The sequence below is a fragment of the Streptomyces sp. NPDC059567 genome (genome assembly GCF_042735655.1).
Lineage (GTDB): Bacteria > Actinomycetota > Actinomycetes > Streptomycetales > Streptomycetaceae > Streptomyces.
In genome coordinates this window covers 18953-43711 of the sequence record NZ_JBHWBS010000033.1, presented here as the reverse complement: position 1 = coordinate 43711, position 24759 = coordinate 18953, and the positions used below count along the sequence as shown (strand labels likewise).

The 24759-nt window shown below is 71.7% G+C and carries 19 protein-coding genes; 16 read left to right on the top strand and 3 right to left on the bottom strand.

Annotation, left to right across the window (positions count from 1 at the left end):
* Window positions 1–79 precede the first annotated feature (79 nt).
* From ACFVZW_RS17250 to ACFVZW_RS17190, 13 genes are all read left to right on the top strand, one after another.
* On the top strand, window positions 80–2137 hold the full coding sequence (locus ACFVZW_RS17250) for a putative bifunctional diguanylate cyclase/phosphodiesterase (RefSeq protein WP_384522018.1): 2058 nt from the start codon (window positions 80–82) through the stop codon (window positions 2135–2137).
* A gap of 118 nt (window positions 2138–2255) precedes the next feature.
* Window positions 2256–2552, top strand: coding sequence for an Asp-tRNA(Asn)/Glu-tRNA(Gln) amidotransferase subunit GatC (gatC, locus tag ACFVZW_RS17245; protein WP_015036350.1), 297 nt, complete (start codon window positions 2256–2258; stop codon window positions 2550–2552).
* Window positions 2553–2556: 4 nt separating this feature from the next.
* Window positions 2557–4056: an Asp-tRNA(Asn)/Glu-tRNA(Gln) amidotransferase subunit GatA gene (gene gatA, locus ACFVZW_RS17240; RefSeq protein WP_384522016.1), complete on the top strand. Its 1500-nt coding sequence runs from the start codon at window positions 2557–2559 to the stop codon at window positions 4054–4056.
* A gap of 5 nt (window positions 4057–4061) precedes the next feature.
* Window positions 4062–4295 carry a hypothetical protein gene (locus tag ACFVZW_RS17235; RefSeq protein ID WP_189513203.1) on the top strand — a complete coding sequence of 78 codons (234 nt, stop codon included), beginning with the start codon at window positions 4062–4064 and terminating at the stop codon, window positions 4293–4295.
* A gap of 16 nt (window positions 4296–4311) precedes the next feature.
* Window positions 4312–5823, top strand: a complete 1512-nt coding sequence (gene gatB / locus ACFVZW_RS17230; RefSeq protein WP_384522014.1) for an Asp-tRNA(Asn)/Glu-tRNA(Gln) amidotransferase subunit GatB — start codon at window positions 4312–4314, stop codon at window positions 5821–5823.
* A gap of 123 nt (window positions 5824–5946) precedes the next feature.
* Complete coding sequence (locus ACFVZW_RS17225; RefSeq protein ID WP_384522012.1) at window positions 5947–6240, top strand: ArsR/SmtB family transcription factor; 294 nt, start codon at window positions 5947–5949, stop codon at window positions 6238–6240.
* A complete protein-coding gene (locus tag ACFVZW_RS17220; protein WP_384522010.1) occupies window positions 6237–6623 on the top strand; it encodes a VOC family protein in 387 nt (128 codons plus the stop codon). The genes ACFVZW_RS17225 and ACFVZW_RS17220 overlap by 4 nt, the downstream gene beginning before the upstream one ends.
* 183 nt (window positions 6624–6806) lie before the next feature.
* A complete protein-coding gene (locus tag ACFVZW_RS17215) occupies window positions 6807–8897 on the top strand; it encodes a phosphocholine-specific phospholipase C (RefSeq protein WP_384522008.1) in 2091 nt (696 codons plus the stop codon).
* Window positions 8898–9091: 194 nt separating this feature from the next.
* Window positions 9092–11362, top strand: coding sequence for an MMPL family transporter (locus ACFVZW_RS17210; RefSeq protein ID WP_384522006.1), 2271 nt, complete (start codon window positions 9092–9094; stop codon window positions 11360–11362).
* Entirely contained in the window at window positions 11340–11906 is a 567-nt protein-coding gene (locus tag ACFVZW_RS17205; RefSeq protein WP_384522004.1) for a GNAT family N-acetyltransferase, read from the top strand. Before ACFVZW_RS17210 ends, ACFVZW_RS17205 begins: the two co-directional genes overlap by 23 nt.
* 35 nt (window positions 11907–11941) lie before the next feature.
* Window positions 11942–12493, top strand: coding sequence for a hypothetical protein (locus tag ACFVZW_RS17200; protein WP_384522002.1), 552 nt, complete (start codon window positions 11942–11944; stop codon window positions 12491–12493).
* Window positions 12494–12623: 130 nt separating this feature from the next.
* Window positions 12624–12806: a hypothetical protein gene (locus tag ACFVZW_RS17195; protein ID WP_383553688.1), complete on the top strand. Its 183-nt coding sequence runs from the start codon at window positions 12624–12626 to the stop codon at window positions 12804–12806.
* 7 nt (window positions 12807–12813) lie between these two features.
* Complete coding sequence (locus ACFVZW_RS17190) at window positions 12814–15981, top strand: AAA family ATPase (protein ID WP_384521999.1); 3168 nt, start codon at window positions 12814–12816, stop codon at window positions 15979–15981.
* On the opposite strand, the gene ACFVZW_RS17185 is transcribed toward ACFVZW_RS17190, so the two are convergent.
* The 3 genes from ACFVZW_RS17185 to ACFVZW_RS17175 form a co-directional block, all read right to left on the bottom strand.
* A complete protein-coding gene (locus ACFVZW_RS17185; RefSeq protein ID WP_384521997.1) occupies window positions 15865–16182 on the bottom strand; it encodes a DUF6191 domain-containing protein in 318 nt (105 codons plus the stop codon). The two genes, ACFVZW_RS17190 and ACFVZW_RS17185, sit on opposite strands and share 117 nt — an antisense overlap.
* A gap of 10 nt (window positions 16183–16192) precedes the next feature.
* A complete protein-coding gene (locus ACFVZW_RS17180; protein ID WP_384521995.1) occupies window positions 16193–17317 on the bottom strand; it encodes a PQQ-dependent sugar dehydrogenase in 1125 nt (374 codons plus the stop codon).
* Between the two features lie 68 nt (window positions 17318–17385).
* Window positions 17386–18387, bottom strand: a complete 1002-nt coding sequence (locus ACFVZW_RS17175) for an aldo/keto reductase (RefSeq protein ID WP_384521993.1) — start codon at window positions 18385–18387, stop codon at window positions 17386–17388.
* 75 nt (window positions 18388–18462) lie between these two features.
* Between ACFVZW_RS17175 and ACFVZW_RS17170 the strand changes: the two genes are divergently transcribed.
* The 3 genes from ACFVZW_RS17170 (at window position 18463) to ACFVZW_RS17160 (ending at window position 24750) form a co-directional block, all read left to right on the top strand.
* Window positions 18463–19425, top strand: coding sequence for a 2-hydroxyacid dehydrogenase (locus tag ACFVZW_RS17170; RefSeq protein WP_384521991.1), 963 nt, complete (start codon window positions 18463–18465; stop codon window positions 19423–19425).
* A gap of 308 nt (window positions 19426–19733) precedes the next feature.
* Window positions 19734–22661: an EAL domain-containing protein gene (locus ACFVZW_RS17165; RefSeq protein WP_384521989.1), complete on the top strand. Its 2928-nt coding sequence runs from the start codon at window positions 19734–19736 to the stop codon at window positions 22659–22661.
* Between the two features lie 211 nt (window positions 22662–22872).
* Complete coding sequence (locus ACFVZW_RS17160; protein ID WP_384521987.1) at window positions 22873–24750, top strand: acetolactate synthase large subunit; 1878 nt, start codon at window positions 22873–22875, stop codon at window positions 24748–24750.
* The last annotated feature ends 9 nt before the right edge of the window (window positions 24751–24759 follow it).

The following is a 24759-nucleotide window of genomic DNA, read 5'->3' as shown; positions in this document are numbered from 1 at the left end:
CGCCGGCTGTGAGAGGGACGGAATGAAACCGACCGAGAGTGCCGCCCCGGTCTCACGGCCGCGTGGCCGTGAGACCTTCATGGGTATCACCTCCGGGCTGCCCGGAGCCGTCGTGGGCATCGCCGCCGTCGTGCTCGCCACCGGGTTCTACCGGGCCCTGAGCACCGGCCACGGACTCTTCCCCGGCGGCGCCGCGGGCTGGTCCCTCGCCATCCTCACCGGGCTCATCGTCGGACACCTGGTCGCCCTCGGCCGCGACCGCTGGTGGGGCGGCACCGGCTCGGGCGCCGCCCTCACCCTCGCGGTCCTGCTGCTCTACGGCTGGGTGCCCGCCGGCCTCGTCTCCATGGCCGTCGTCGTCCTCGTCGGCGCGGCCCGCCGCCACCGCTGGCGCCAGGGACTCCTGCACGGCGCCGTGGACGTCCTCGGCATCGGCGCCGCCGCCCTGGTCCTCGCCGCGTTCGGGGACGTACCGACCGTGGAGAGGCCCTGGCAGCCCCTCGACTGGGGGATCGCCGACGTACCGGAAGTCACGCTCGCAGCCGCCGCCTACCTCGCGGTGACCCGGCTGCTCCTGTGGTACGCCCTCTCGCCCCAGGGCGGAGGCCTCCCGACCGTCGCCCGCACGGCCCTGCTCCGGCAGGGACTCGTCGCGGTCGCGCTGCTCGGCATCGCCCCGCTGATCTGCGTCGTCGCGGTCTCCCAGCCGGTACTGCTGCCGCTCTTCGCCGTCCCGCTCATCGCCCTCGACTCCACCCTCTGGATAGCCCGCGCCCGCGCCGAGGAGCAGCTGCGCGACCCGCTCACCGGACTGCCGAACCGCCAGTGGCTCCTGGAGCGGGCCTGGTCCGCCCTCGAAGAGGCCGAAGGGGAGGGCGCGCGCTCCGCCCTCGTCCTGATCGACCTCGACCGTTTCCGATCGGTCAACGACACCCTGGGCCATCTCGCCGGAGACCGGCTGCTGCTCCAGATCGCCGAGCGGCTCAAGCTCGCCCTGCCGCGCGGAGCGGAGGCCGCGCGGCTCGGCGGCGACGAGTTCGCCGTCCTGCTCCCCACGGCCGACTCCACCACCAGCGCCCAGCGCGTCGCCCGCCACCTCGTCGCCGAACTCTCCTCGCCGCTCGACCTGGACGGGCTCACCCTCGTCCTGGAGGCCAGCGCCGGCGTCGCCGTCTTCCCCGACCACGCCCTCGACGCCGAGGGGCTGCTGCGCCGGGCCGACGTGGCGATGTACCAGGCCAAGCGGGACCGTACGGGCGTGGAGGTGTACGAGTCGAAGCGCGACTCCAACACCCCCGACCGGCTCGGACTCCTCGGCGACCTGCGCCGCGCCCTGGACGCCGGCGAGGTCGAGCTCCACTACCAGCCCAAGGTCCGCTTCGACGGACAGGTCGCCGGCCTGGAGGCCCTGGTGCGCTGGGTGCACCCCGAGCGCGGCCGGGTCCCCCCGGACGAGTTCATCGCGATCGCCGAGTCCTCGGGCCTGATGCCCCACCTCACCGAGTACGTCCTCGAGACCGCGCTCGCGCAGGTCGCCCGGTGGCGAGCCCAGGGGTTGAACGTTCCTGTCGCCGTCAACGTGTCCCCCCGCGACGTCCACACCCCCGGCTTCGCCGGCGCCGTCGCCGCCCGCCTGGCCCGCCACGGGGTCCCGGCCGGCGCGCTGCAGCTGGAGATAACGGAGCACGTGCTCCTGGAGGACCCGCAGCGGGCCGCGGACACCATGGCCGGTCTGACCGGCCACGGCGTGAAGATGTCCCTCGACGACTTCGGCACCGGCTACTCCTCCCTCGTCCACCTGCGGCGGCTCCCGGTGAGCGAGCTGAAGATCGACCGTTCCTTCGTCGCCCGGCTCGCGGTCGACGCCGAGGACGCCGAGATCGTCCGCTGCACCCTCGACCTCGCCCACTCGCTCGGCCTCCTCGTCGTCGCCGAGGGCGTCGAGGACGACGAGACCTGGGAGCGCCTGCGGGACCTGGGCTGCGACGCCGTCCAGGGCTGGCTGGTCGCCGCCGCGATGCCGCCCGGCGAGACCACGGCCTGGCTCCGGGCCCGCGGCGAGCACGGCTGGCGCCGCCCCTCGGAAGAGGCCGCACTCCCGGCCGTCGACCAGCCTTCCGGACACGTGGTGCAGTAGCGGTCCGACCGCCCGGGGGCGCGCCCCCGGGGCAGCCGGGGCAAACCGTTTCACGGGTAGAGGTGCGGGCCCCATAGGATTGGGCCCAACACCATCAAACTCACCCCGTGAGGATCGCATGCCTGGCATCACGCGCGAGGAGGTCGCCCACCTCGCACGGCTGGCGCGTCTGGAGCTGAAGGGCGAAGAGCTCGATCACTTCGCCGGTCAGCTCGACGACATCATCGGCGCGGTCGCCCGCGTCTCCGAGGTCGCCGACCAAGACGTTCCGCCGACCTCCCACCCGCTGCCGCTGACGAACGTCATGCGCGCGGACGAGGTCCGTCCGTCGCTCACCCCCGAGCAGGCGCTCTCCGGCGCCCCGGCCCAGGAGCAGCAGCGTTTCAAGGTGCCGCAGATCCTGGGGGAGGACTAATCACATGACGGACAGCACCATCATCAAGCTCACGGCCGCCGAGATCGCCGGGAAGATCGCCGCGGGCGAGCTCACCGCGGTCGAGGTGACCGAGGCCCACCTCGCCCGCATCGAGGCCGTCGACGAGAAGGTCCACGCCTTCCTGCACGTCGACCGCGAGGGCGCCCTCGCCCAGGCCCGCGCCGTGGACGAGAAGCGCGCCAAGGGCGAGAAGCTCGGCCCGCTGGCCGGCGTCCCGCTGGCGCTCAAGGACATCTTCACCACGTCCGGCATGCCGACGACCGTCGGTTCGAAGATCCTCGAAGGCTGGATCCCGCCGTACGACGCGACCCTGGTGAAGAACCTCAAGGCCGCCGACGTCGTCATCCTCGGCAAGACCAACATGGACGAGTTCGCCATGGGGTCCTCCACCGAGAACAGCGCCTACGGCCCCACCGGCAACCCCTGGGACCTGACCCGGATCCCCGGCGGCTCCGGCGGTGGCTCCTCCGCCGCCCTCGCCGCGTACGAGGCCCCGCTGGCCATCGGCACGGACACCGGCGGCTCGATCCGCCAGCCCGCCGCCGTCACCGGCACCGTCGGCGTCAAGCCGACCTACGGCGGCGTCTCCCGCTTCGGCATGGTGGCCTTCTCCTCCTCCCTCGACCAGGGCGGCCCCTGCGCCCGTACGGTCCTGGACGCGGCGCTGCTGCACGAGGCCATCGCCGGGCACGACCCGCTGGACTCGACCTCCATCGACGCCCCGGTCCCGCCGGTCGTCGAGGCCGCCCGCAACGGCTCCGTCGCCGGAATGCGCGTCGGTGTCGTCAAGCAGTTCCGCGGCGAGGGCTACCAGGCCGGTGTCGTCCAGCGCTTCGACGAGTCGGTCGAGCTGCTGAAGTCGCTGGGCGCCGAGATCGTCGAGCTGGACTGCCCGACCTTCGACCTCGCCCTTTCGGCGTACTACCTGATCGCGCCGTCGGAGTGCTCCTCCAACCTGGCCCGATTCGACGCCATGCGCTACGGCCTGCGGGTCGGCGACGACGGCACCCGGTCGGCCGAGGACGTCACCGCCCTCACCCGTGAGGCCGGCTTCGGCGACGAGGTCAAGCGCCGCATCATCCTCGGTACGTACGCGCTGAGCTCCGGCTACTACGACGCGTACTACGGCTCGGCGCAGAAGGTCCGCACCCTCATCACCCGCGAGTTCGAGCAGGCCTTCGAGCAGGTGGACGTGATCGTCTCCCCGACGACCCCCACCACCGCCTTCCCGATCGGCGAGCGCGCCGACGACCCGATGGCGATGTACCTCGCGGACCTGTGCACGATCCCGACCAACCTGGCCGGCAACGCCGCCATGTCGCTGCCCTGCGGCCTCGCGCCGGAGGACGGTCTGCCGGTCGGGCTGCAGATCATCGCCCCCGCCATGAAGGACGACCGGCTGTACAAGGTCGGCGCCGCCGTCGAGGCCGCCTTCGTGGAAAAGTGGGGTCACCCGCTGCTCGAGGAGGCTCCGTCGCTGTGAGTGCCATGGCAAAGAAGGCCAAGAACTTCAAGAAGTCGAAGACCGGCGTCTACGTCTCGCTGGCGACCACCGCGTTCGGTGCCATCAGCGTCGCGAAGCAGGCCAAGATGGCCCGCAACGACAACGACATGCTGCGGCTGATCGACTCCGCCGTGTCCGCCGCCGCCATCGTTACCGGCCTGGCGATCCTCTACCGGGAGCTGAAGCGCCTGGGCGACGACGACGTCCTGCTGGGCTGAGAGGGAAAGTCTCACTGTGACCGTCACTGAACTGCTGTCGTACGACGCGGCACTCGCTGCGTACGACCCCGTCATGGGCCTGGAGGTCCATGTCGAACTCGGTACGAAGACCAAGATGTTCTGCGGCTGCTCGACCGAGCTGGGCGCCGAGCCCAACTCGCAGACCTGCCCCACGTGTCTCGGTCTGCCCGGCTCGCTCCCGGTCGTCAACGCGATCGGCGTCGAGTCGGCCGTCAAGATCGGTCTCGCGCTGAACTGCGAGATCGCCGAGTGGTGCCGCTTCGCCCGGAAGAACTACTTCTATCCGGACATGCCGAAGAACTTCCAGACCTCGCAGTACGACGAGCCGATCGCCTTCAACGGCTATCTGGACGTCCAGCTGGAGGACGGGGAGATCTTCCGCGTGGAGATCGAGCGCGCCCACATGGAGGAGGACACCGGCAAGTCGCTGCACGTCGGCGGCGCCACCGGCCGAATCCACGGCGCTTCCCACTCCCTGCTCGACTACAACCGGGCCGGCATCCCGCTCATCGAGATCGTCACCAAGCCGATCGAGGGCGCGGGCGAGCGTGCTCCCGAGGTCGCCAAGGCGTACGTCGCCGAGCTGCGCGAGCTGATCCGCGCGCTGGACGTCTCCGAGGCGCGGATGGACAAGGGCCAGATGCGCTGCGACGTGAACCTGTCGCTGCGCCCGCACGGCACCAAGGTCTTCGGCACCCGCTCGGAGACGAAGAACGTCAACTCGCTCCGTTCGGTGGAGCGGGCGGCGCGCTTCGAGATCCAGCGCCACGCGGCCGTCCTCCAGTCGGGCGGCACGATCGTGCAGGAGACCCGTCACTTCCACGAGGACGACGGCTCCACCACGTCCGGCCGGATCAAGGACAACGCCGAGGACTACCGGTACTTCCCGGAGCCCGACCTCGTCCCCGTCGCCCCGGCCCGTGAGTGGGTCGAGGAGCTGCGCGCCGGGCTGCCCGAGCTGCCGCGCGTGCGCCGCAACCGGCTCCGTGAGGAGTGGGGCGTGTCGGAGCACGACATGCAGTCGATCCTCAACGCGGGCGCGGTCGACCTCATCGTCGCGACCACGGACGCCGGTGCGCCGGCGGACCAGGCCCGCAAGTGGTGGATGGGCGAACTGGCCCGCTCCGCCAACGAGTCGGGCACGGCCCTGGACGAGCTGCCGATCACTCCGGCGCAGGTCGCCCGGGTGACCGAGCTGGTGGCCTCCGGCGACCTCACCGACAAGCTGGCCCGCCAGGTCATCGAGGGCGTGCTGGCGGGCGAGGGCGGCCCGGACGAGGTCGTCGAGAAGCGCGGCCTGAAGGTCGTCTCCGACGAGGGCGCGCTCGGCACGGCGGTCGACGAGGCCATCGCGTCCAACGCGGCCATCGCCGACAAGATCCGCGGCGGCAAGGTCGCGGCGGTCGGCGCGCTGGTGGGCGCGGTCATGAAGGCCACCCGCGGTCAGGCGGACGCGGCGCGCGTGAAGGACCTGATCCTGGAGAAGCTGGGCGTCAGCGAGGGCTGATCGACCTGGCTCGCAGGTAGGCGTACGAGGGCGGCCCGCACCGGAGGATTCCGGGGCGGGCCGTTCTTGTCGTGCGGGGCTCGCGGTTGATAGGCAAGTGGTTACTTGCCTATGGTGGGGGGCATGACGGAGGATGTCTTCAAGGCACTGGCCGATCCCACCCGTCGGCGCATCCTCGATGAGCTGGTGGAACGGGACGGTCAGACCCTGTTCGAGATATGCGCGCGGCTGGTCACCAAGCATGGTCTGGGGCTGTCCCGCCAGGCGATCAGCCAGCATCTCGCCGTACTGGAATCCGCGGGTCTGGTCGTCTCACGACGGCAGGGCCGCTACAAGTTCCACGATCTGAACACCGAACCCCTTGAGCGCATCGCGAGCCGGTGGCTCAGGCCGGAAAGACCGGAGAGCACCCCATGAGGATCCACATCACCAGCGTCTTCGTCGACGACCAGGAGAAGGCCGAGCGCTTCTACACGGACGTGCTGGGCTTCGTGAAGAAGTACGACGTCCCGTTGGGCACGGACCGGTGGCTGACCATGGTGTCGCCGGAAGACCCCGAGGGGACGGAGCTGCTGCTCGAGCCCTCCCGTCATCCCGTGGTGCAGGCGTACAAGACGGGGCTGGCGAAGGACGGCATCCCGGCGGTCTCCTTCGCCGTGGACGACGTACAGGCGGAGTTCGACCGGCTGCGCGGGCTCGGGGTCCAGTTCACCCAGGACCCGCTGGAGATGGGTCCGTCCACCACGGCGGTCCTGGACGACACCTGCGGCAATCTGATCCAGATCGTGCACGTCAAGTAGGGACGGCGCCGCGCGCTCACCCCTCCATGGCCGAAACTCGCTTGGACTTCCTTGACGGCCTGATGGACGTTCACCACCCCGCCGTCGCCGGGTCTTCTCACCGTCATTCGGTCTCACTAGCGTCCCCCGCGTACCACCCAATGGCTCGAAGGCGAACCATTGGCCGTCGTCTGGAGGTCGTTCGTGTCACCCGAGATGTCTCGCAGAAGGCTCCTCGCCCTGGGCGGCGGCGCCCTCGGTGTCGCCGCAGCTGGGTCGTTGCTTCCGCCGTCGCTGCAGGAGGCCATCGCCGCGGGGCCCCCGGCCGGCGGGATGTCGGCGGTGAAGCACGTCGTGATCCTCATGCAGGAGAATCGATCCTTCGATCACTACTTCGGCACCCTCCGCGGCGTCCGCGGGTTCGGTGACCGCAACGCCGTCGAACTCCCCTCCGGCAAGCCGGTCTTCGAGCAGCCCGCCGCCCTCGGCCGGACCGTGCTGCCGTTCCCGATCCGCAGCGCTGCGGAGACCCAGAAGAAGGATCTCCAGTACATCGGCGACCTCGACCACTCCTGGAGCGGCGGCGCCAAGGCCTGGCACGACGGCTGGATGGACGGCTGGGTCTCCGCCAAGACCGCGGCGACCATGGCGTACTACGACCGCCAGGACATCCCGCTGCACTACGAGCTCGCCGACACCTTCACCATCTGCGACGCCTACCACTCCTCCATCCACACCTCGACGAGCCCCAACCGGAACCACCTGTGGTCCGGCTGGACCGGCTTCGAGGCCGACGGCAGCCGTGCCGTCACCAACGCCGCGTACGCCGAGGGCTCCCACCCCGGCTACTCCTGGCCCACCTACGCCGAGCGCCTCGAAGCGGCCGGGCGGAGCTGGAAGACGTACACGGAGTGGGAGAACTTCACTGACAACAACATCGAGTTCTTCACCAGCTTCAAGAAGATCGCCCGCAAGGCGCTCGCCACCACCGGCGGGCACACCTTCATGGAGTCCTTCTACGCCGCCGTCCGCGACACCGACGACACCGCCGAGCGGACCCGTCTCCTCGCCGCCCTCGAGGACGGCGTCGCCACGCTCACCGCCGCCGAGCGCTCGCTCTTCGAGCGCGGACTGCGCCGCGTCGAGACCGGCAAGCTGGCCGACGCCTTCCGCGCCGACGTGGCCGCCGGGACGCTGCCGGAGGTCTCGTACCTCGTCCCCTCCGCGATCGACTCCGAGCACCCCGGCTCCTCCTCGCCGATCGCCTCCGCCTCGCTCGTCTACAAGGTGCTCGACGCCCTCGGCTCGCACCCCGACGTGTGGGGCCACACCGTCGTGCTGATCAATTACGACGAGAACGACGGCTTCTTCGACCACGTGCCGCCGCCCGTCCCGCCGGCGGACAACACCGACGAGCGGTACAAGGGTCTGCCCACCGGTCTCGGCATCCGCGTCCCGCTGCTCGTCGTCTCCCCCTGGTCGGTCGGCGGCTACGTCTGCTCCGAGACCTTCGACCACACCTCCGTGGTCCGCTTCCTGGAGAAGCTCACCGGCATCCAGGAACCCAACATCACCCCGTGGCGCCGCGCCGTCACCGGCGACCTGACCTCCGCCTTCGACTTCCGCCGCGGTCACCGGCAGCCCGAGGTCGAGCAGCCCGGCCCGATCCCGCCGTTCTCCGGCCGCTGGCGGCCGCAGCCCCCGGCGGTCCAGCGGATGCCGGTCCAGGAGCCGGGCACCCGCCCCGCCCGCCCGCTGCCGTACCAGCCGGACGCCGCCGCGAAGGTGGGGGAGAAGGAGATCTCCGTCGCCCTGCGGAACAGCGGGAAGGCGAGCGTCCACTTCGCGCTCTATCCGTACGCCGGCGAGTTCACCGTCCCCCAGCACCAGGACGTAAGGGGCACGGCGCAATGGGCGGTACCCCTTACGCGTGATCATTACCGGTTCACGATCACCGGTCCGAACGGCTTCCGCCGCGAGTTCGAGGGCCCGGCGGCGGGCGGTGCCGAGGTCGCCTCGTACATCGACCATCATGACCGTGACCTGCATCTCACCGTACGGAACACGGGCTCGGCCCCGGTCTCCTTCACCGTCCGCCCGCTCGGTTACGTCGACCGGGACGACCTCCGTGACTGGACCCGTACCGTCACCGTCAAGCCCGGCAGGAGCCGTACCCTCGTGCACTCCGCGGCCGACGCGCACGGCTGGTACGACCTCGAGGTGACCGCACCCGGCGGCTTCCGCCGACGGCTCATGGGTCACATCGAGAACGGGCGGCCGAGCGTCTCCGGTTGAGAACCACCTCAATGCTCTGTTCGCGCGGAAGCTTGGGACCAAAGGCCTGAGCTTCCGCGTAGCGCTGTGAGTAACGACACGAAAGGGACAAAGGATCTCTTAAGGCTGCAACAGTGGCCTGACGTAGGTCATGCGTTCTTTGCGGGCTGTTCCCCGGTAAAGATCCACGAACCACCCACCAGGGAGCACGTCCTTTGGCAGCCATCGCACGGTGGTGCATCAAGCACCGCCTCGTCGTCGTACTGCTCTGGCTCATCGCCCTCGGCGGGGCGGTCGCCGGCGCAGCGGTAGCGGGCAACGCGTACTCCAACGACTACGAGGTGCCGGGCACCGAGTCCGGCCGTGCCACCACGCTCCTCGACGAGGGCTTCCCCGGGGCGGGCGGCGACAGCGACACCATCGTCTGGCACACCGACACGAGCAGTGTCCGCGCCACCGGCATCGAGCAGCGCATGACCGAGATGCTCGACGAGGTGGCCGAACTGCCCGGCATCGCGTCGGTGACCTCCCCGTACGGAGACACCCCGGCCGCCGAGGCGCAGATCAGCGAGGACGGGCACACCGCCTACGCCGCCGTCGTCTTCCACGAGCAGGCCGACGACATCCCGAAGGCCCAGGCCCAGGCGCTCGTCGACACGGCCCGCGCGGCCGCCGGCGACGGCGTCCAGGTCGAACTCGGCGGCAGCGCCATCGCCCTCACCGAGGCCCCCGGCGGGCATACCGCCGAGGCCGTCGGAGTGGTCGTCGCGGCCGTCGTCCTCTTCCTCGCCTTCGGCTCGCTCGCCGCCTCCGCGCTCCCCATCGCCACCGCCCTCGTCAGCGTCGGCATCGCGTACTCCGGGATCGCGCTGCTCGGCCACGTCATGACGGTCGCCGACTTCGCGCCCATGCTGGGCCTGCTCATCGGCCTCGGCGTCGGCATCGACTACGCCCTGTTCATCGTCACCCGGCACCGAAAGGGCCTCAAACGGGGGCTCTCGGTCGCCGAATCCGCGCAGATCGCCGTCGCGACCACCGGCCGCGCCGTCGTCTTCGCGGGCGCGACCGTCTGCATCGCACTGCTCGGCATGCTGATCCTCAGGCTCAGCTTCCTCAACGGCGTCGCCATCGCCGCCTCGCTGACCGTGGTCCTCACCGTCGCCGCCTCCGTCACCCTGCTGCCCGCGCTGCTCTCCCTCATCGGGATGCGCGCGCTCAGCCGCCGCGAACGGCGGCAGCTCGCCGAGCACGGCCCGCAGCCCGAGCTGCCGACCGGCTTCGCCGCCCGCTGGTCCGCCTTCGTCGAGCGCCACCCCAAGCTGCTCGGCGCGGTCGCCGCCGTCGTCATGCTGGTCCTCGCCCTGCCGACCCTCTCGCTCCACCTCGGCACCTCCGACCAGGGCAACGGTCCGGCCACGGCGACGACGCGGCAGGCATACGACCTGCTGGCCGACGGTTTCGGGCCCGGAGTCAACGGGCCGCTCACCCTCGTCGCCCAGCTCGACGGCGCCGACGACCGGGTCGCGCTCGGGGAACTGCCGGGCGAGCTGGCGAACACCCGAGGCGTCGAGTCCGTCTCGCCCATCACGTACAACAGCGCGGGGGACACGGCCGTCCTGACCGTCGTACCGGACTCCTCGCCGCAGTCGAAGGCGACGAGCGAACTCGTCGACCGGCTGCGCACGGACGTGCTGCCCTCGGCCGAGCAGGGCACCTCGCTGGACGTGCACGTCGGCGGCGTCACCGCCTCGTACGACGACTTCGCCGAGATCATCGTCGGCAAGCTGCCGCTCTTCGTGGGCGTCGTCATCGCGCTCGGCTGTCTGCTGCTCCTGCTCGCCTTCCGGTCGATCGGCATCCCGCTCAAGGCCGCGGCCATGAACGTGGCCGCCGTCGCCTCCTCCTTCGGGATCGTCGTCGCGATCTTCCAGTGGGGGTGGGGGAGTGAGCTGCTCGGTCTCGGCAGCGCCGGCCCGATCGAACCCTTCCTGCCGGTGATCATGGTCTCGGTGCTCTTCGGGCTCTCCATGGACTACCAGGTCTTCCTGGTCAGCCGGATGTACGAGGAGTGGCTGGAGACCGGCGACAACCGGCGGGCGGTCCGGGTCGGGCTCGCCGAGACCAGCCGGGTGATCAACTCCGCGGCGGTCATCATGATCTCCGTCTTCCTCGCCTTCGTCCTGAGCGGCGACAGGGTCATCGCGATGTTCGGCATCGCGCTCGCCGCCGCCGTCGCCCTCGACGCCTTCGTCCTGCGGACGCTGCTCGTCCCGGCGCTCATGCACATGCTCGGCGGCGCGAACTGGTGGCTGCCGCGCTGGCTCGACCGCCGACTGCCCCGGATCAGCATCGAACCCGCCGAGTCCCGCGCCGCCGCCGACGCCCGGGACGCCGAACGGGACGACACCCGTGCGAAGATCCCCATGCAGCGTGTGACGGTTTCGAACGCGGAGGACAACGAGGATGTTCGCGATATCGCTGGGTGACGACGGTGCCGAGCTGAGGACGCTGGAGCCCTCGCACGCCGAGGAGTTCCTCACCCACATGAACCGCGGGCGGGAGTACGTCGGGCAGCACATCGCGCTCCCCGACTTCGTGGCGGACCTCGACTCGGCCCGCTCCTTCCTCAAGGCGTACGCCGAGAAGGCCGCGAACGACGCCGGCCGGATCTACGGCATCTGGACCGGGGGCACCCTCGTGGGCGGCGTGCTCTTCCGCACCATGGACGTGACCCTCGGAACGGCCGAGGCCGGCTGCTGGCTGGAGCCGTCGGCGGTCGGCAAGGGCCTGGTCACCCGGGCCGCGCGCACCATCATCGACTGGGCGATCGTGGAGCGCTCCATCCACCGCGTCGAGTGGCTGGTCTCCTCGAAGAACGAGGCCAGCATCGCGGTGGCCCGACGGCTCGGCATGACGAAGGACGGCGTGCTCCGGGAGAGCTACCCCTACCGGGGGCAGCGCCTCGACATGGAGGTCTGGTCGGTGCTCGCGCCGGAGTGGAAGTCGCTCGGGGCCGGACGGGCTTCTTAAGGCCCTTCTCATACGCGGCACCTAGCGTGCGGTGCATGACTGCCAAGACTGACGAGAACACGGAAGCCGAGAAGACCGCGGAGGCCGTGAAGACCACGGAGGCCGTCGACACCGGCGATGCCCTCGCCGCCGTCGACGAGCCGGACGAGCAGCGAGACCTCGACGAGCTCGACGACCTCGACGAGCCGGAGACGGCCGACGAGGAACCCGCGGTCTCCTCCGGCGTCGGCGCGGGCGCCGCGGCCGTCGTCTCCGCCGCCCTCGGGCTCGCCGCGCTGAGCGGCACCTGGGTCGGGAAGGTCGGCAGCGAGCGCGAGACGCTCATCGGCCAGATCAAGGCCCAGGGCGGCACGGCCGCCCAGCAGATCTCCGAGATCTACGGCGACGCCTGGCACACCACCGCACTCGTCAACGGCCTCTTCTCGCTCCTCGCCCTGATCACCGCCGTGGTCGTCCTCACCCGCCCGCAGCGCCCCGTCTGGGTCCGGGCCGTCGCCGTCGCCGGCGCCGTACTGGGCGGAATCGGACTGTTCCTGTCCGCGGGCATGTACTTCGACCTGTTCCTGAGTCTCCCGGCGGCGCCCTAAGTACCCCCTGGGCCCCCTCCTAAGGCCCCCCGTACGCCGAACATGCGGCACTCGCCCGATGTGGCGACACCCCCTGGGAAACGAGAGTAGAGGCATCGCAAGGAGCGATACCGACACCAGGGAGCATCGAATGTTCGCGTACGAACTGCACCGCATGGACCACGACGAGCGCGTTCGTGAGGCCGCCGCAGAGCGCCTGGCCCGCCAGGCCGTCAAGGCGCGGCGGGCCGCGAAGGCGGCCGCCCGGTCCGGGGACCATGACTCCGAAGGGCGGGTGGGAGCCGAGCGAGGCCGCTTCGTCCGGGCCGCGTGACCCCCGTATGAGCACGACCCCGGACGTCTGTGCGATGCTCGGCGCCGTGGAGACCAGGTCAGTCAGCCCCGTGTTCGTCGGCCGGGCCGGCGAACTCACCGCCCTCACCGACGCGCTCGTCCGCGCCGATGAGGGAGAGCCCCAGGCCCTGCTCATCGGCGGCGAGGCCGGCGTGGGCAAGACGCGGCTCATCGAGGAGTTCGTCGACGCGGCCTGCGACCCCGGCGCCGTACTCGCCGTGCGGGGCGGTGTTGTACTCGGCCCCGGCCCGGCGCCGGGCGCGCCCGCGCGCGCCGGGTGGCGCGGGTGGCGCCGCCCCCCGGGCGCGGGCGGGGCGGGGGGGGGGGGGGGGGGGGGCGGCGGGGGGGGGGGGGCGCGCCCCCCCCCCCCCCCCTTCTCCACCGCCCTGCGCGCGCTGAGCCGCCGGCTCCCCGACGAACTGGCGGCCGCGGCCGCCGGGCAGGAGGGCGAACTCGCCCGCCTCCTCCCCGAACTCGGCGACGTCGGCAGCCACGAGCCCTCCAACGAGGACTCCACCGCCCGCCTCTTCGAACTGACCGTACGACTCCTGGAACGGCTGGCCGCCGACCGTACGATCGTGCTCGTCCTGGAGGACCTGCACTGGGCCGACGCGTCGACCCGGCACCTCCTCGCCTACCTCTTCCGCACCCTGCGCCGCGGCCGGATCGTGGTCGTCGCCACCTACCGCGCCGACGACATCCACCGCCGCCACCCGCTGCGCCCCCTCCTGGCCGAACTCGACCGGCTGCGGACCATCCGGCGCATCGAACTCGCCCGGTTCACCCGCGCCGAGGTGCGCCGCCAGCTCACCGGCATCCTCGCCGCCGAACCCGACGCCGCCCTCGTCGACGAGGTCTTCGACCGCTCCGACGGCAACGCCTTCTTCGTCGAGGAACTCGTCGTCTCCCACGAGTCCGGCTGCGCCCCCGGCGCCCTCACCGACTCCCTGCGCGATCTGCTGCTCGTGCGGGTCGAGACGCTCCCCGAGGACGCCCAGCGGGTCGCCAGGATCGTCGCCGAAGGCGGCTCCACCGTCGAATACGCGCTGCTCGCCGCCGTCGCCCGGCTCTCCGAGGACGACCTCATCGAGGCGCTGCGCGCCGCCGTCGGCGCCAACATCCTGCAGCCCGTCCCGGACGGCGACGGCTACCGGTTCCGCCACTCCCTGGTCCGCGAGGCCGTCAGCGACGACCTGCTGCCCGGCGAACGCTCCCGGCTCAACCGGCGCTACGCCGAGGCCCTGGAGACCGACCCCTCCCTCGTCCGCGCCGACGAACGCGCCACCAGGTCCGCCAGCTACTGGTACCACGCCCACGACCCCTCCCGGGCGCTGCCGGCCGTGCTCCGCGCCTCCGTCGAGGCCCGCAAGCGCTACGCGTACGCCGAACAACTGCGGCTCCTCGAACGGGCCATGGAACTCTGGGACGAGGTCCCCGCCGAGGTGCGCGGCTCCCTGCGCCCGATGGACTACGCCGAGGCGTACCCTCCGTGCGGCTGCGACCCCGAGACCACGCCGCTGCGCTATCTCGACCTGCTCGCCGAGGCCGCGTACGCCGCCCGGCTGTGCGGAGAGCGCGAACGCGCCCTGAAGATCGGCAAGATGGCCCTGCGGCTCCTCGAAGGGGAGGAGGACGAGGACCGCGACCCCCTGCGCTCCGCCTGGTTCTGGACCGAACGCTCCCGCATCGTCTCCGGACTCGGCCGCTCCGACGGCTGGGACGAGATCGCCACCGCCCAGGAACTCGTCAAGGGCATGCCCCCGTCCGGCGTGCACGCCCGCATCCTCGCCGTGGCCGCCGGCTGGGGGATGCTCCACAAGCCCGGCCCGGAGAGCCTCGCCGCCGCCGAGCGGGCCGTCGAATACGCCCGCCTCGTCAAGGACGAGTCCATCGAGCTCAGCGCCCGCCTGACCCTCGGCACCCTCCAGGTTGGCGCCGGAGACCGCGAGACCGGACTCGCCACCATGTACGAGGTGCGCGACCGCACCCGCACCCTGGGCCTCCACCACGAATCCTCCCGCGCCCACGTCAACCTCTCCCACTCCCTGGAGAACCTCGGCCGCTCCCAGGAGGCCGTCGACGTCGCCGAGGACGGCATCCGGCTCACTCGTGACCACGGCCTCCTCGACAGCCAGGGCTGGATCCGCTCCAACCAGGCCGAGTCGCAGTTCTCCCTCGGGCTCTGGTGCGAGGTCCAGCGCAACTGCGAGTGGCTGGAACAGAACGGCATCCGGTCCAAGCCACGCGGCTCCGTGGCCCTGCGCCTCGCCCAACTGGCCCTCGCCCGGGGTGAGCTGGACACCGCGGTCACCCAGCTCGCCGCCGCCCGCGAGCACTTCGGCGAGGCGGACCCCATGCCGCAGTACACCGTCCCGACGCGCATGGTCGAGCTGAGCATCGCCGCCGCCGGCGGCCGGATCCAGGACGTCCGGACCGTGCTCGCCGCCGCCGTGGAGTCCGGCTTCCCGCTCGGCACCCACCGAGAGGCCTGGCCGCTGCTGCTCGCCGCCGCCACCGCGGAGGCCGACGCGCTCGGCCTGCCCGCCGCCGAGGAGGGCCGCGCGGAGGCGATCGCCCTGATCCGCCGCTGCGTACGGGAGCTGGCGACCCCCGCACCCGTCTGGGAGGCGTACTCCCTGTACGTCTCGGCGGAGACGGACCGTGCGGAGGACCGCCGGCCCGTCGACCGCTGGGCCGAGATCGTCACCGCCTACGAGCGGCTGGAGCGCCCCTACCAGCTCGCCCAGGCTCGCCACCGCCTCGCCGACGCCCTGCTCGCCGAGGGCGGCCGCCGCGAGGAGGCGGCGGCCCTGCTGCGCGAGGCCCATGCCACCGCCGTCCGCCTCGGCGCGCACCCGCTCCGTGAGGACGTCGCACTCCTGGCCGCCCGCGCCCGTCTCTCCCTCACCACCCCGGACCACGCACCGGAACCGGAGCCGGGAGACGACGCCTTCGGCCTGACGCCCCGGGAGCAGGACGTCCTGCGCCTGGTCGCCGCCGGCCGCACCAACCGCCAGATCGCCGAGGAGCTCTTCATCTCACCGAAGACGGCGAGCGTCCACGTCTCCAACATCCTCGCCAAGCTGGGCGTCTCCGGCCGCGGCGAGGCCGCTGCCCTCGCCCACCGCCTCCGCCTCCTGGAGCCGACTCCCTAAGGCCTGCGCACCCTGGGCGCCCTGATCGTTCGTGGCGGCCGGTCCCGGGACGCGTATCGTCACTCGGCCCGAGGTCAGGTCTATCGGCCCCTTCCCGGGATCGCCGTCGCCCTGGTCCTCCCTGGTCAGGGCGAGCCGCTGACGCTCGTCCTCGGTGTGCTTACGGCCCGGTGCGAAGAGCTCTTCCGCCAGGTTGAACATCGTGCCGCCCCTATCTCACCTCCAGCCGGAGGATCTTGTCGTCGCCGGGCCCGGGCGTGCCCCGGGAGTCGGTCTCGCTCGTCGTCAGCCAGAGCCGGCCGTCACCCGCCGCCAGGACCGTGCGCAGGCGGCCGTACTCCTCCACGAGGAACGCCTCGGGGTCCCCCGCGCGTTCCGCCCCCGCGAGCGGGATCCGCCACAGCCGCTCGCCTCTGAGCCCGGCCATCCAGATCGCGCCCTCGGCGTACGCGATACCGCTCGGCGACGCCTCGTCCGTCGTCCACTGGGCCACCGGGTTCACGAAGTCGGACACGTCCGACGAGCCTTCCACCTTCGGCCACCCGTAGTTCTTGCCGGGCCGGATCAGGTTCAGCTCGTCCCAGGTGTTCTGGCCGAACTCGGCCGCCCACAGTCGTCCGTCCCCGTCCCAGGCCAGGCCCTGCACATTGCGGTGACCGTACGAATACACCAGCGAGCCGGGGAAGGGATTGCCGGGCGCCGGCTTCCCCTCCGGCGTCATCCGCAGGATCTTGCCGCCCAGCGACTCCAGGCTCTGCGCGAGGCCCTTCTCGCCCCGCTCGCCCGTCCCCGCGTACAGCATCCCGTCCGGGCCGAACGCGATCCGCCCGCCGTTGTGCACGTTCCCCTTCGGGATGCCCGAGAGGACCACCTCGGGCGCGCCCAGCCGGTCCGCGCTCCCGCTTCCGTACGGCATCCGGACGATGCGGTTGTCCGACTCGGCGGTGAAGTACGCATACACCCGGCCGTCCCGCACGGCGAGGCCCAGGAGCCCGCCCTCACCGCCGGGGACCACCCCCGGCACCTCTCCGACCTGCGTCTTCTTCCCCGTCTTCGCGTCGACGCGGGTGATCGTCCGCTCGTCGCGCGAGGCGACGAGAAGATCCCCGCCGGGCAGCGCGGCCACGCCCCACGGCGACTCCAGATCCTCGGTCAGTGTCCCGGCGACCCGCACGTCGGCCGGCGCGCCCTCCGTCCCCGTCCCCGACCGCGACGCGGACGCGGACGCGGACGTGGGCGAGGACGCGAGCCCGCTCCCGCCCCCACCTGACGAGCACCCCGTCACGAGCCCCAGCACGGCGGCGGCACACACAGCTCCCACAAAAGCTCGGCCCACGGTCCCGATCCCTTCGAACGGCGCTCACTACCCTTGATACACCGCTCGGGCCGATCAGGTTCCCGCGCTCAGTCCCACGATCCCCGCGGCGCGGGCAGCCGCGCGATCTCCGCCAGATCCGCCGCCGTCAGCGCCAGATCCGCCGCCCCCGCGTTCTCCACCGCCCAGACCTCCCGCTTCGCCCCCGGGATCGGCACGACGTGCGGCCCTTGCGCCAGCGCCCACGCCAGCGCCACCTGGGCGGGAGTGACCTCCGCGCCGTGCCGGGCCGCCACTCGCCGCAGGCCGGCCACCAGCGGCTGGTTGGCAGCCATCATCTCGGCGGTGAAGCGAGGGTGCCGGGCCCTCGGGTCGTCCGGCTCGAAGCCGCCGCCGGGCGTCAGCGTCCCGGTCAGGAAGCCGTTCCCCAGCGGCATCGCCGCCAGGAACCCCACACCCCGCGCCTCGCACCACGGGAGCAGCCGCTCCAGCGCCTCGGGAGACCACACCGACAGTTCGGCCTCCACCGCGCTGACCGGGAAGACCTGCTGGACCCGCTCCAGTTGCCGAATCGTTCCCTCGTGCAGATGTGACGCTCCGCCGCGACGGGTCGCCCGGGCCCCCACCGCGCAGAACCCGAGCGCCCGGACCTTGCCCGCGGACACCAACTCGGCCATCGCGCCCCAGGTCTCCTCGACCGGCACCTCGGGATCGGCCCGGTGCAGCTGGTAGAGGTCGATCACATCGGTCTGCAGCCGGCGCAGCGAGGCGTCGCAGGCCCGCCGTACGTATCCCGGCCTGCCGTTGGCCACCACGTGCTGATCGCCGACGAGCAGACCGCACTTGGTCGACACGAACGCCTCCGCCCGGCGTTCCTTCAGTGCCCGTCCCACCAACAGCTCGTTGGTGAACGGCCCGTACATGTCCGCGGTGTCGAGCAGGCTCACCCCGGCGTCCAGCGCCGCGTGCACCGTGCGCAGCGAGCGGTCGCCACGCTGCTGCGAGGCGCTGTAGGCCCAGTTCATCGGCATACAGCCCAGGCCGACCGCGCCCACGTCGAGCGCCGCCGCCCCGATAGTCCTGCGCTCCACCTGCCGGTACCCCTCCCTGTGCCGTCCCCCAAAGTAACCAATGGTGAGCGGGGTTCTTCGCATAGCCTCCCGGTCATGACACTCCATGACACGGCCGCTGACGTGTGGCTTCCGATTCCCGCGGACGAGATCGAAGGGCTTCCGGAGCCGGGCGCGTCGGGGCTGAACTACCGTTTCTGGGACGGCGGTCCGGACTTCCCCGCCGATCCGGCGCGCTGCGCCTTCTACGTCGTCCCGTACATGAAGGGCACGGAGGTCGCCGTCCGGCCGCTCGCCGCGATGACCTCGGTGCGCGCGGTGCAGACGCTCTCGGCGGGCACGGACCATGTGACGCCCGGACTGGGCGCGCTGCGCCCCGGGGTCGAGCTCTGCAACGCCAAGGGCGTCCACGAGGCCAGCACCGCCGAGCTGGCGCTCGCCCTGATCCTCGCCTCGCTGCGCGGCATCCCCGGCTTCGTCCGCGGCCAGGACGCGGAGGAGTGGCGGGGCGGCTTCTATCCGGCACTGGCCGACAAGTCGGTGCTGATCGTGGGGTACGGGTCGATCGGTGCCGCCATCGAGGACCGGCTCGTGCCGTTCGAGTGCGCGCGGGTGGCGCGCGTCGCGCGCTCCGCACGCACCACGGAGCGCGGTCCGGTCCAGCCGATGTCCGCTCTGGCCGACCTGCTGCCGCAGGCGGATGTCGTCGTGCTCTCCACCCCTCTCACGCCCGAGACCAGGCATCTCGCCGACGCGGGCTTTCTCGCGCGGATGCGGGACGGGGCCCTTCTGGTCAACGTCGCCCGGGGCCCCGTGGTGGACACCGTCGCGTTGCTCAAGGAGGTCGAGAGCGGCCGGATCACCGCAGCGCTCGATGTCACCGACCCCGAACCGCTGCCGCCCGGCCACCCGTTGTGGCACGCTCCCGGTGTCCTGGTGAGTCCCCATGTCGGCGGTTCCACTTCGGCGTTCATGCCCCGTGCCAAGCGGCTGATCGCCGGCCAGCTGACCCGGTTCGCGGCGGGGGAGGGGCTGGCCAACGTGGTCCTGACCACCTGAGCCGCGGGCCCGCGGCGCGCGCCCCCTCGGTGCGCCCGCCGCGAGCCCCAGGGCCGTCACTGAGAGTACAGCACCCCTGTCCCTGAGTGACGGTCCTGGTGTATCGTCCCGGAGCGGGGGGCTGCGTCGAGTACGAGCTGGCGCTGGGGAGCGAAGTGACGGGTCAACAGAATCCGAGGGGGGCGACGGGTGAAGTACGGCCGATGGACCGACGATCCGACGCGGCGAGGCCGCCGTCGACGACCCTCGCGCGCCCCATTCCGGCACAGGAGGCGCCCGAAGACGGCGGCGCATGCAGGGGAGCCCCGGTGACCGCCCCCGGAGCCCTCATCGGCCGCAGCCCGGTCGCCGCGGGCGCCGCGCAGGGCGGCACGACGACGGGCGGTGCCGCGTCCGCCGCCGCGACGGCGGGCGGCTCCCCGGCGAAGAAGGCGGGAGGCGGTGCGAGCGGCGCCCGCGGGCCGGACCCGGCGCCGTCCGACGCCGGCGGAGTCCTCACCCAGGTCGTCCTCGGACTGATCTGCGCGGGCTACGCGACAGGAGCCGCCCTCGGCTGGGGATCGGAGCAACTGGCGCTCATCATGGGCGACTTCGGCCTGAGCGCGGCCGCCCTGGCGGCCGGCGTCTCCTGCTTCCTCTACGCCCGCCTCCGCGACAGCCGCTTCCGCCCGGCCTGGCTGCTGTTCGCCTTCTCCTCCACGATGGCCGCCGCCGGGAACGGAGTCTGGGGGTGGTACGAAGTGGTGCTCGGCCGGGAGGTGCCCAGCCCCTCCATCGCTGACCTGTTCTTCCTGCTCTTCGCCCCGCCCGCCATCGTCGGCCTGCTCGTCCTCGCCAAGAAGCCCGTCACCCGGGCCGGCTGGGTCTGCCTCGGGCTCGACGCCTGGCTCATCGGCGGTTCGCTGCTCACCCTCTCGTGGAGTCTCGCCCTCGCGCACACCGCGCACTTCCAGGGCGAGAGCGTCGCCGAGGCCGCGCTCTCGCTCGCGTACCCGCTGCTCGACATCGTTCTCGTCAGCATGGTCCTGGCCCTGCACTTCCGCCGCTCCAACGTGAACCGCTCGGCGACGAACACGGCCATCGCCGCCCTCGCCCTCACCGTGCTGTGCGACGCCCTGTTCACCTCACCCCTGATGCGGGAGAACTACACCTCCGGACAGCTGCTCGACGCCGGCTGGTTCGCCGGATCGCTGCTCCTGGCGTACGCCCCCTGGGGGGTGCGCCGGAGCGCCGAAGGGCCCGCTTCCCCGCGCGGCCAGCGCCTTCCCAGCCGCCCCGTGGCCGGCTCGCTGGCCGCCCTCACCCCGTATCTCGCCGCTGCGGTCTGCACGCTCGGCATCCTGTACAACGTCGTCGAGGGACGCAGAGTGGACCGCGTGGTCGTCTTCACCGGCTGTACGGTCGTCCTCGCCCTGGTCGTCCGGCAGGGCATCATGCTCCTCGACAACATCGCCCTCACGCATGAACTGGCCCAGAAGGAGAACCACTTCAGGTCCCTGGTGCAGGGCTCCAGCGATGTCATCATGATCGCCGCGCCCACCGGCATACTCCGGTACGTGAGCCCCGCCGCCTCGGGGGTCTACGGTCGTGAGGCCGAGGATCTGATCGGCTCCGAGCTGGCCTCTCTCATCCATCCCGAGGACCTCGGCGGCGTGGTCCACGAAGTGCGGCGGTTCCTCGCCGCTCCTCCTTCGGAGGAGCCGACGACCCGGATCGAGTGCCGTTTCCGCTCCGGCCGCGGCGACTGGCTCAACGTCGAGTCCACCGTCAACCGCCACCAGGGCGGGCTCATCTTCAACAGCCGCGACGTCACCGAACGGGTCCGCCTCCAGGCGCAGTTGCAGCACAACGCCGAGCACGACCCGCTCACCGACCTGCCCAACCGGGCGCTGTTCACCCAGCGCGTCCGCAAGGCGCTCACCGGCCGGCGCTCCTCCGACCCCGGCACCGCCGTGCTCTTCATCGACCTCGACGGCTTCAAGGGCGTCAACGACCGGCTCGGCCACCAGGCGGGCGACGAGCTCCTCGTCCAGGCCGCCCGCCGCCTCCAGGACTCCGTGCGGGCCGGGGACACCGCCGCCCGTCTCGGCGGCGACGAGTTCGCCGCGCTCATCCTCGGCGACGGCTCACGGGACACGTCGGCCCGTGAGTACCAGGTCCACGAGATCGCCGACCGGCTCCGCCTCACGCTCTCCCAGCCGTACCGCCTCGACGGCGGGAACGAGGTGCGGGTCGCCGCCTCCATCGGCGTCGCCTTCGCCGAGCCCGGCATCAGCGCGGGGGACCTGCTCCGCAACGCCGACCTGGCCATGTACCGGGCCAAGGCCGCGGGCAAGGACCGCGTCGAGATGTACGCCCCGCAGATGCAGGCCGAGGTCGTCCGCAGGACGGAGCTGGCCACCCGGCTGCGCACCGCGCTCGACGACGGCGAGTTCGCCCTGCTCCACCAGCCCGTCGTGGACCTCGCCAGCGGCCGTATCACCGCCGTCGCGGCGCAGGCCCGCTGGCGCTCCGCCCAGGGCATCCTCTTCACCCCCGCCGAGTTCCTGCGCGTCGCGGACGACAGCGAGCGCGTCTCCGAGCTCGGCCGCTGGCTCCTGGAGCAGGCCGTCGAGCAGGCCGCCGAGCGGGCCGGGCTCGGCCATCGGACGCCGGTCTCCGTGCGGCTCTCCGCCCGAAGGCTCCTGGACCGCTCCCTGCCGCTCGGCACCGTCGAGGCGCTGCTGACCCGCCACGGACTCCCCTCGGGCTCCCTGGTGATCGAGCTCGCCGACAGCGACCCCCGGGTCTCCTTCGACGACCTGGAGCAGCGCCTGGTCGCCCTGCGCCGCCTCGGCGTACGGATCGCCCTGGACGGCTTCGGCAGCGGCCACGCGGCCATCAACGCGCTGCGGCGCCTCCCCGTCGACGTACTGAAACTGGACAGAGGTCTGGTCGAGGGCGTCGTCGAGTCCGCCCGGCTCCGCAAGATCACCAGTGGGCTGCTCCGGATCGCCCGCGATCTCGGTCTCCAGTCCGTCGCCGACGGCGTGGACGTTCCCGAGCAGGTGATCGCGCTGCGCGCCATGGGCTGCACGCACGGCCAGGGCATGGCCTTCGCCGGCCCGCTGGACGAGTACCGGCTGCGCCGCGCGCTCGTGCGGGACGAGTACCCCGTCCCCGGCGAGGTGGCGATTCCAGCCGGAAACCATCCCCCGTTCCGCTCAAATAATGAGACGCCCGTCCCACCCCCTTGACACTGATGGTGCGTCGGGGAGAGGGTCAGTGCCATGCGCACCCGAATTCTCGTACTTGGAAAGCGCGTCGGCTGAAGCAGGGCCATAGAAGGCCCGGCTTGAACGCTACCGACGCGCTCCCCTCGCTTGCCTCCCGGCACGAGGGGTTTTTTGTTGCACCGGCTCCCCCCAAACCCTCGCAAAAACCCTCTGCTTCGAGAAGAGAATGCTGATGACCGAGCAGGCCTCCGGGCACCATCCGCAGCCGCGGGCCCGTAGCGGCGGACAGTCCGCCACCACCGTCGAGCACGTCACGGGTGCGCAGTCCCTCATCCGTTCTCTCGAGGAAGTGGGGGCCGACACCGTCTTCGGTATTCCGGGCGGCGCCATCCTCCCCGCGTACGACCCGATGATGGACTCCACGAAGGTCCGCCACATCCTGGTCCGCCACGAGCAGGGCGCGGGCCACGCCGCCACCGGCTACGCCCAGGCGACCGGCAAGGTCGGCGTCTGCATGGCGACCTCCGGCCCAGGCGCCACGAACCTGGTGACCCCGATCGCCGACGCCCACATGGACTCCGTCCCGCTGGTCGCGATCACCGGCCAGGTCGCCTCGAAGGCCATCGGCACGGACGCCTTCCAGGAGGCGGACATCTGCGGCATCACGATGCCGATCACCAAGCACAACTTCCTGGTCACCAAGGCCGAGGACATCCCGAGGACGATCGCCGAGGCGTTCCACATCGCCTCCACCGGCCGTCCCGGCCCGGTCCTGGTCGACATCGCCAAGGACGCCCTGCAGGCGAAGACCACCTTCAGTTGGCCGCCGCAGACCGACCTGCCCGGCTACCGCCCGGTGACCAAGCCGCACGCCAAGCAGATCCGCGAGGCCGCCAAGCTGATCGCCGCGGCCAAGCGCCCGGTCCTGTACGTCGGCGGCGGCGTCCTGAAGGCCGGCGCCACCGCCGAGCTGAAGGTCCTCGCCGAGCTCACCGGCGCCCCCGTCACCACCACCCTGATGGCGCTGGGCGCGTTCCCCGACAGCCACCCGCTGCACGTGGGAATGCCGGGCATGCACGGTGCGGTCACCGCCGTCACCGCGCTGCAGAAGGCCGACCTGATCGTCGCCCTCGGAGCCCGCTTCGACGACCGCGTCACCGGCAAGCTGGACAGCTTCGCGCCCTTCGCCAAGATCGTCCACGCCGACATCGACCCGGCCGAGATCGGCAAGAACCGCGCCGCCGACGTCCCGATCGTCGGTGACGCCCGCGAGGTCATCGCCGACCTGGTCCAGGCCGTCCAGGCCGAGAACAGCGAGGGCAACAAGGGCGACTACACCGCCTGGTGGAGCGACCTGAACCGCTGGCGCGAGACCTACCCGCTCGGCTACGACCTGCCGGAGGACGGCAGCCTCTCGCCGCAGCAGGTCATCCAGCGCATCGGCCAGCTCGCCCCCGCCGACACCATCTACGCGGCCGGCGTCGGCCAGCACCAGATGTGGGCCGCGCACTTCATCGACTACGAGAAGCCGGCCACCTGGCTCAACTCCGGCGGCGCCGGAACGATGGGCTACGCGGTTCCCGCCGCCATGGGCGCCAAGGCCGGTATGCCGGACCGCCCGGTCTGGGCGATCGACGGCGACGGCTGCTTCCAGATGACCAATCAGGAGCTGGTCACCTGCGCGCTCAACAACATCCCGATCAAGGTCGCCATCATCAACAACGGCGCCCTCGGGATGGTCCGCCAGTGGCAGACCCTCTTCTACAACCAGCGCTACTCCAGCACGGTCCTGCACGCCGACGAGACCGGCCACGACGCCACCGGCTCCCAGGTCGGCGCGAGCACGGCGCCCCGCAAGGGCACCCGCATCCCGGACTTCGTCAAGCTGTCCGAGGCCATGGGCTGTGTCGCCCTGCGCTGCGAGGACCCGGCCGACCTGGACAAGGTCATCGCCGAGGCCAATGCCATCAACGACCGCCCGGTCGTGATCGACTTCATCGTCCACGAGGACGCCCAGGTCTGGCCCATGGTCGCCGCCGGCACCTCCAACGACGAGGTCATGGCCGCCCGGGGCGTCCGCCCCGACTTCGGCGACAACGAAGACGACTGAGACCGAGAG

What these genes read in the sequence shown, in the direction of transcription:
- ACFVZW_RS17205 (WP_384522004.1), top strand. Translation starts at nt 11,340, where the DNA reads ATGTTCGCGATATCGCTGGGTGACGACGGTGCCGAGCTGAGGACGCTG.
- ACFVZW_RS17250 (WP_384522018.1), top strand. Translation starts at nt 80, where the DNA reads ATGGGTATCACCTCCGGGCTGCCCGGAGCCGTCGTGGGCATCGCCGCC.
- ACFVZW_RS17235 (WP_189513203.1), top strand. Translation starts at nt 4,062, where the DNA reads ATGGCAAAGAAGGCCAAGAACTTCAAGAAGTCGAAGACCGGCGTCTAC.
- ACFVZW_RS17160 (WP_384521987.1), top strand. Translation starts at nt 22,873, where the DNA reads ATGACCGAGCAGGCCTCCGGGCACCATCCGCAGCCGCGGGCCCGTAGC.
- ACFVZW_RS17195 (WP_383553688.1), top strand. Translation starts at nt 12,624, where the DNA reads ATGTTCGCGTACGAACTGCACCGCATGGACCACGACGAGCGCGTTCGT.
- ACFVZW_RS17170 (WP_384521991.1), top strand. Translation starts at nt 18,463, where the DNA reads ATGACACTCCATGACACGGCCGCTGACGTGTGGCTTCCGATTCCCGCG.
- gatA (WP_384522016.1), top strand. Translation starts at nt 2,557, where the DNA reads ATGACGGACAGCACCATCATCAAGCTCACGGCCGCCGAGATCGCCGGG.
- ACFVZW_RS17200 (WP_384522002.1), top strand. Translation starts at nt 11,942, where the DNA reads ATGACTGCCAAGACTGACGAGAACACGGAAGCCGAGAAGACCGCGGAG.
- ACFVZW_RS17190 (WP_384521999.1), top strand. Translation starts at nt 12,814, where the DNA reads ATGAGCACGACCCCGGACGTCTGTGCGATGCTCGGCGCCGTGGAGACC.
- ACFVZW_RS17225 (WP_384522012.1), top strand. Translation starts at nt 5,947, where the DNA reads ATGACGGAGGATGTCTTCAAGGCACTGGCCGATCCCACCCGTCGGCGC.
- gatC (WP_015036350.1), top strand. Translation starts at nt 2,256, where the DNA reads ATGCCTGGCATCACGCGCGAGGAGGTCGCCCACCTCGCACGGCTGGCG.
- ACFVZW_RS17185 (WP_384521997.1), bottom strand. Translation starts at nt 16,182, where the DNA reads ATGTTCAACCTGGCGGAAGAGCTCTTCGCACCGGGCCGTAAGCACACC.
- ACFVZW_RS17220 (WP_384522010.1), top strand. Translation starts at nt 6,237, where the DNA reads ATGAGGATCCACATCACCAGCGTCTTCGTCGACGACCAGGAGAAGGCC.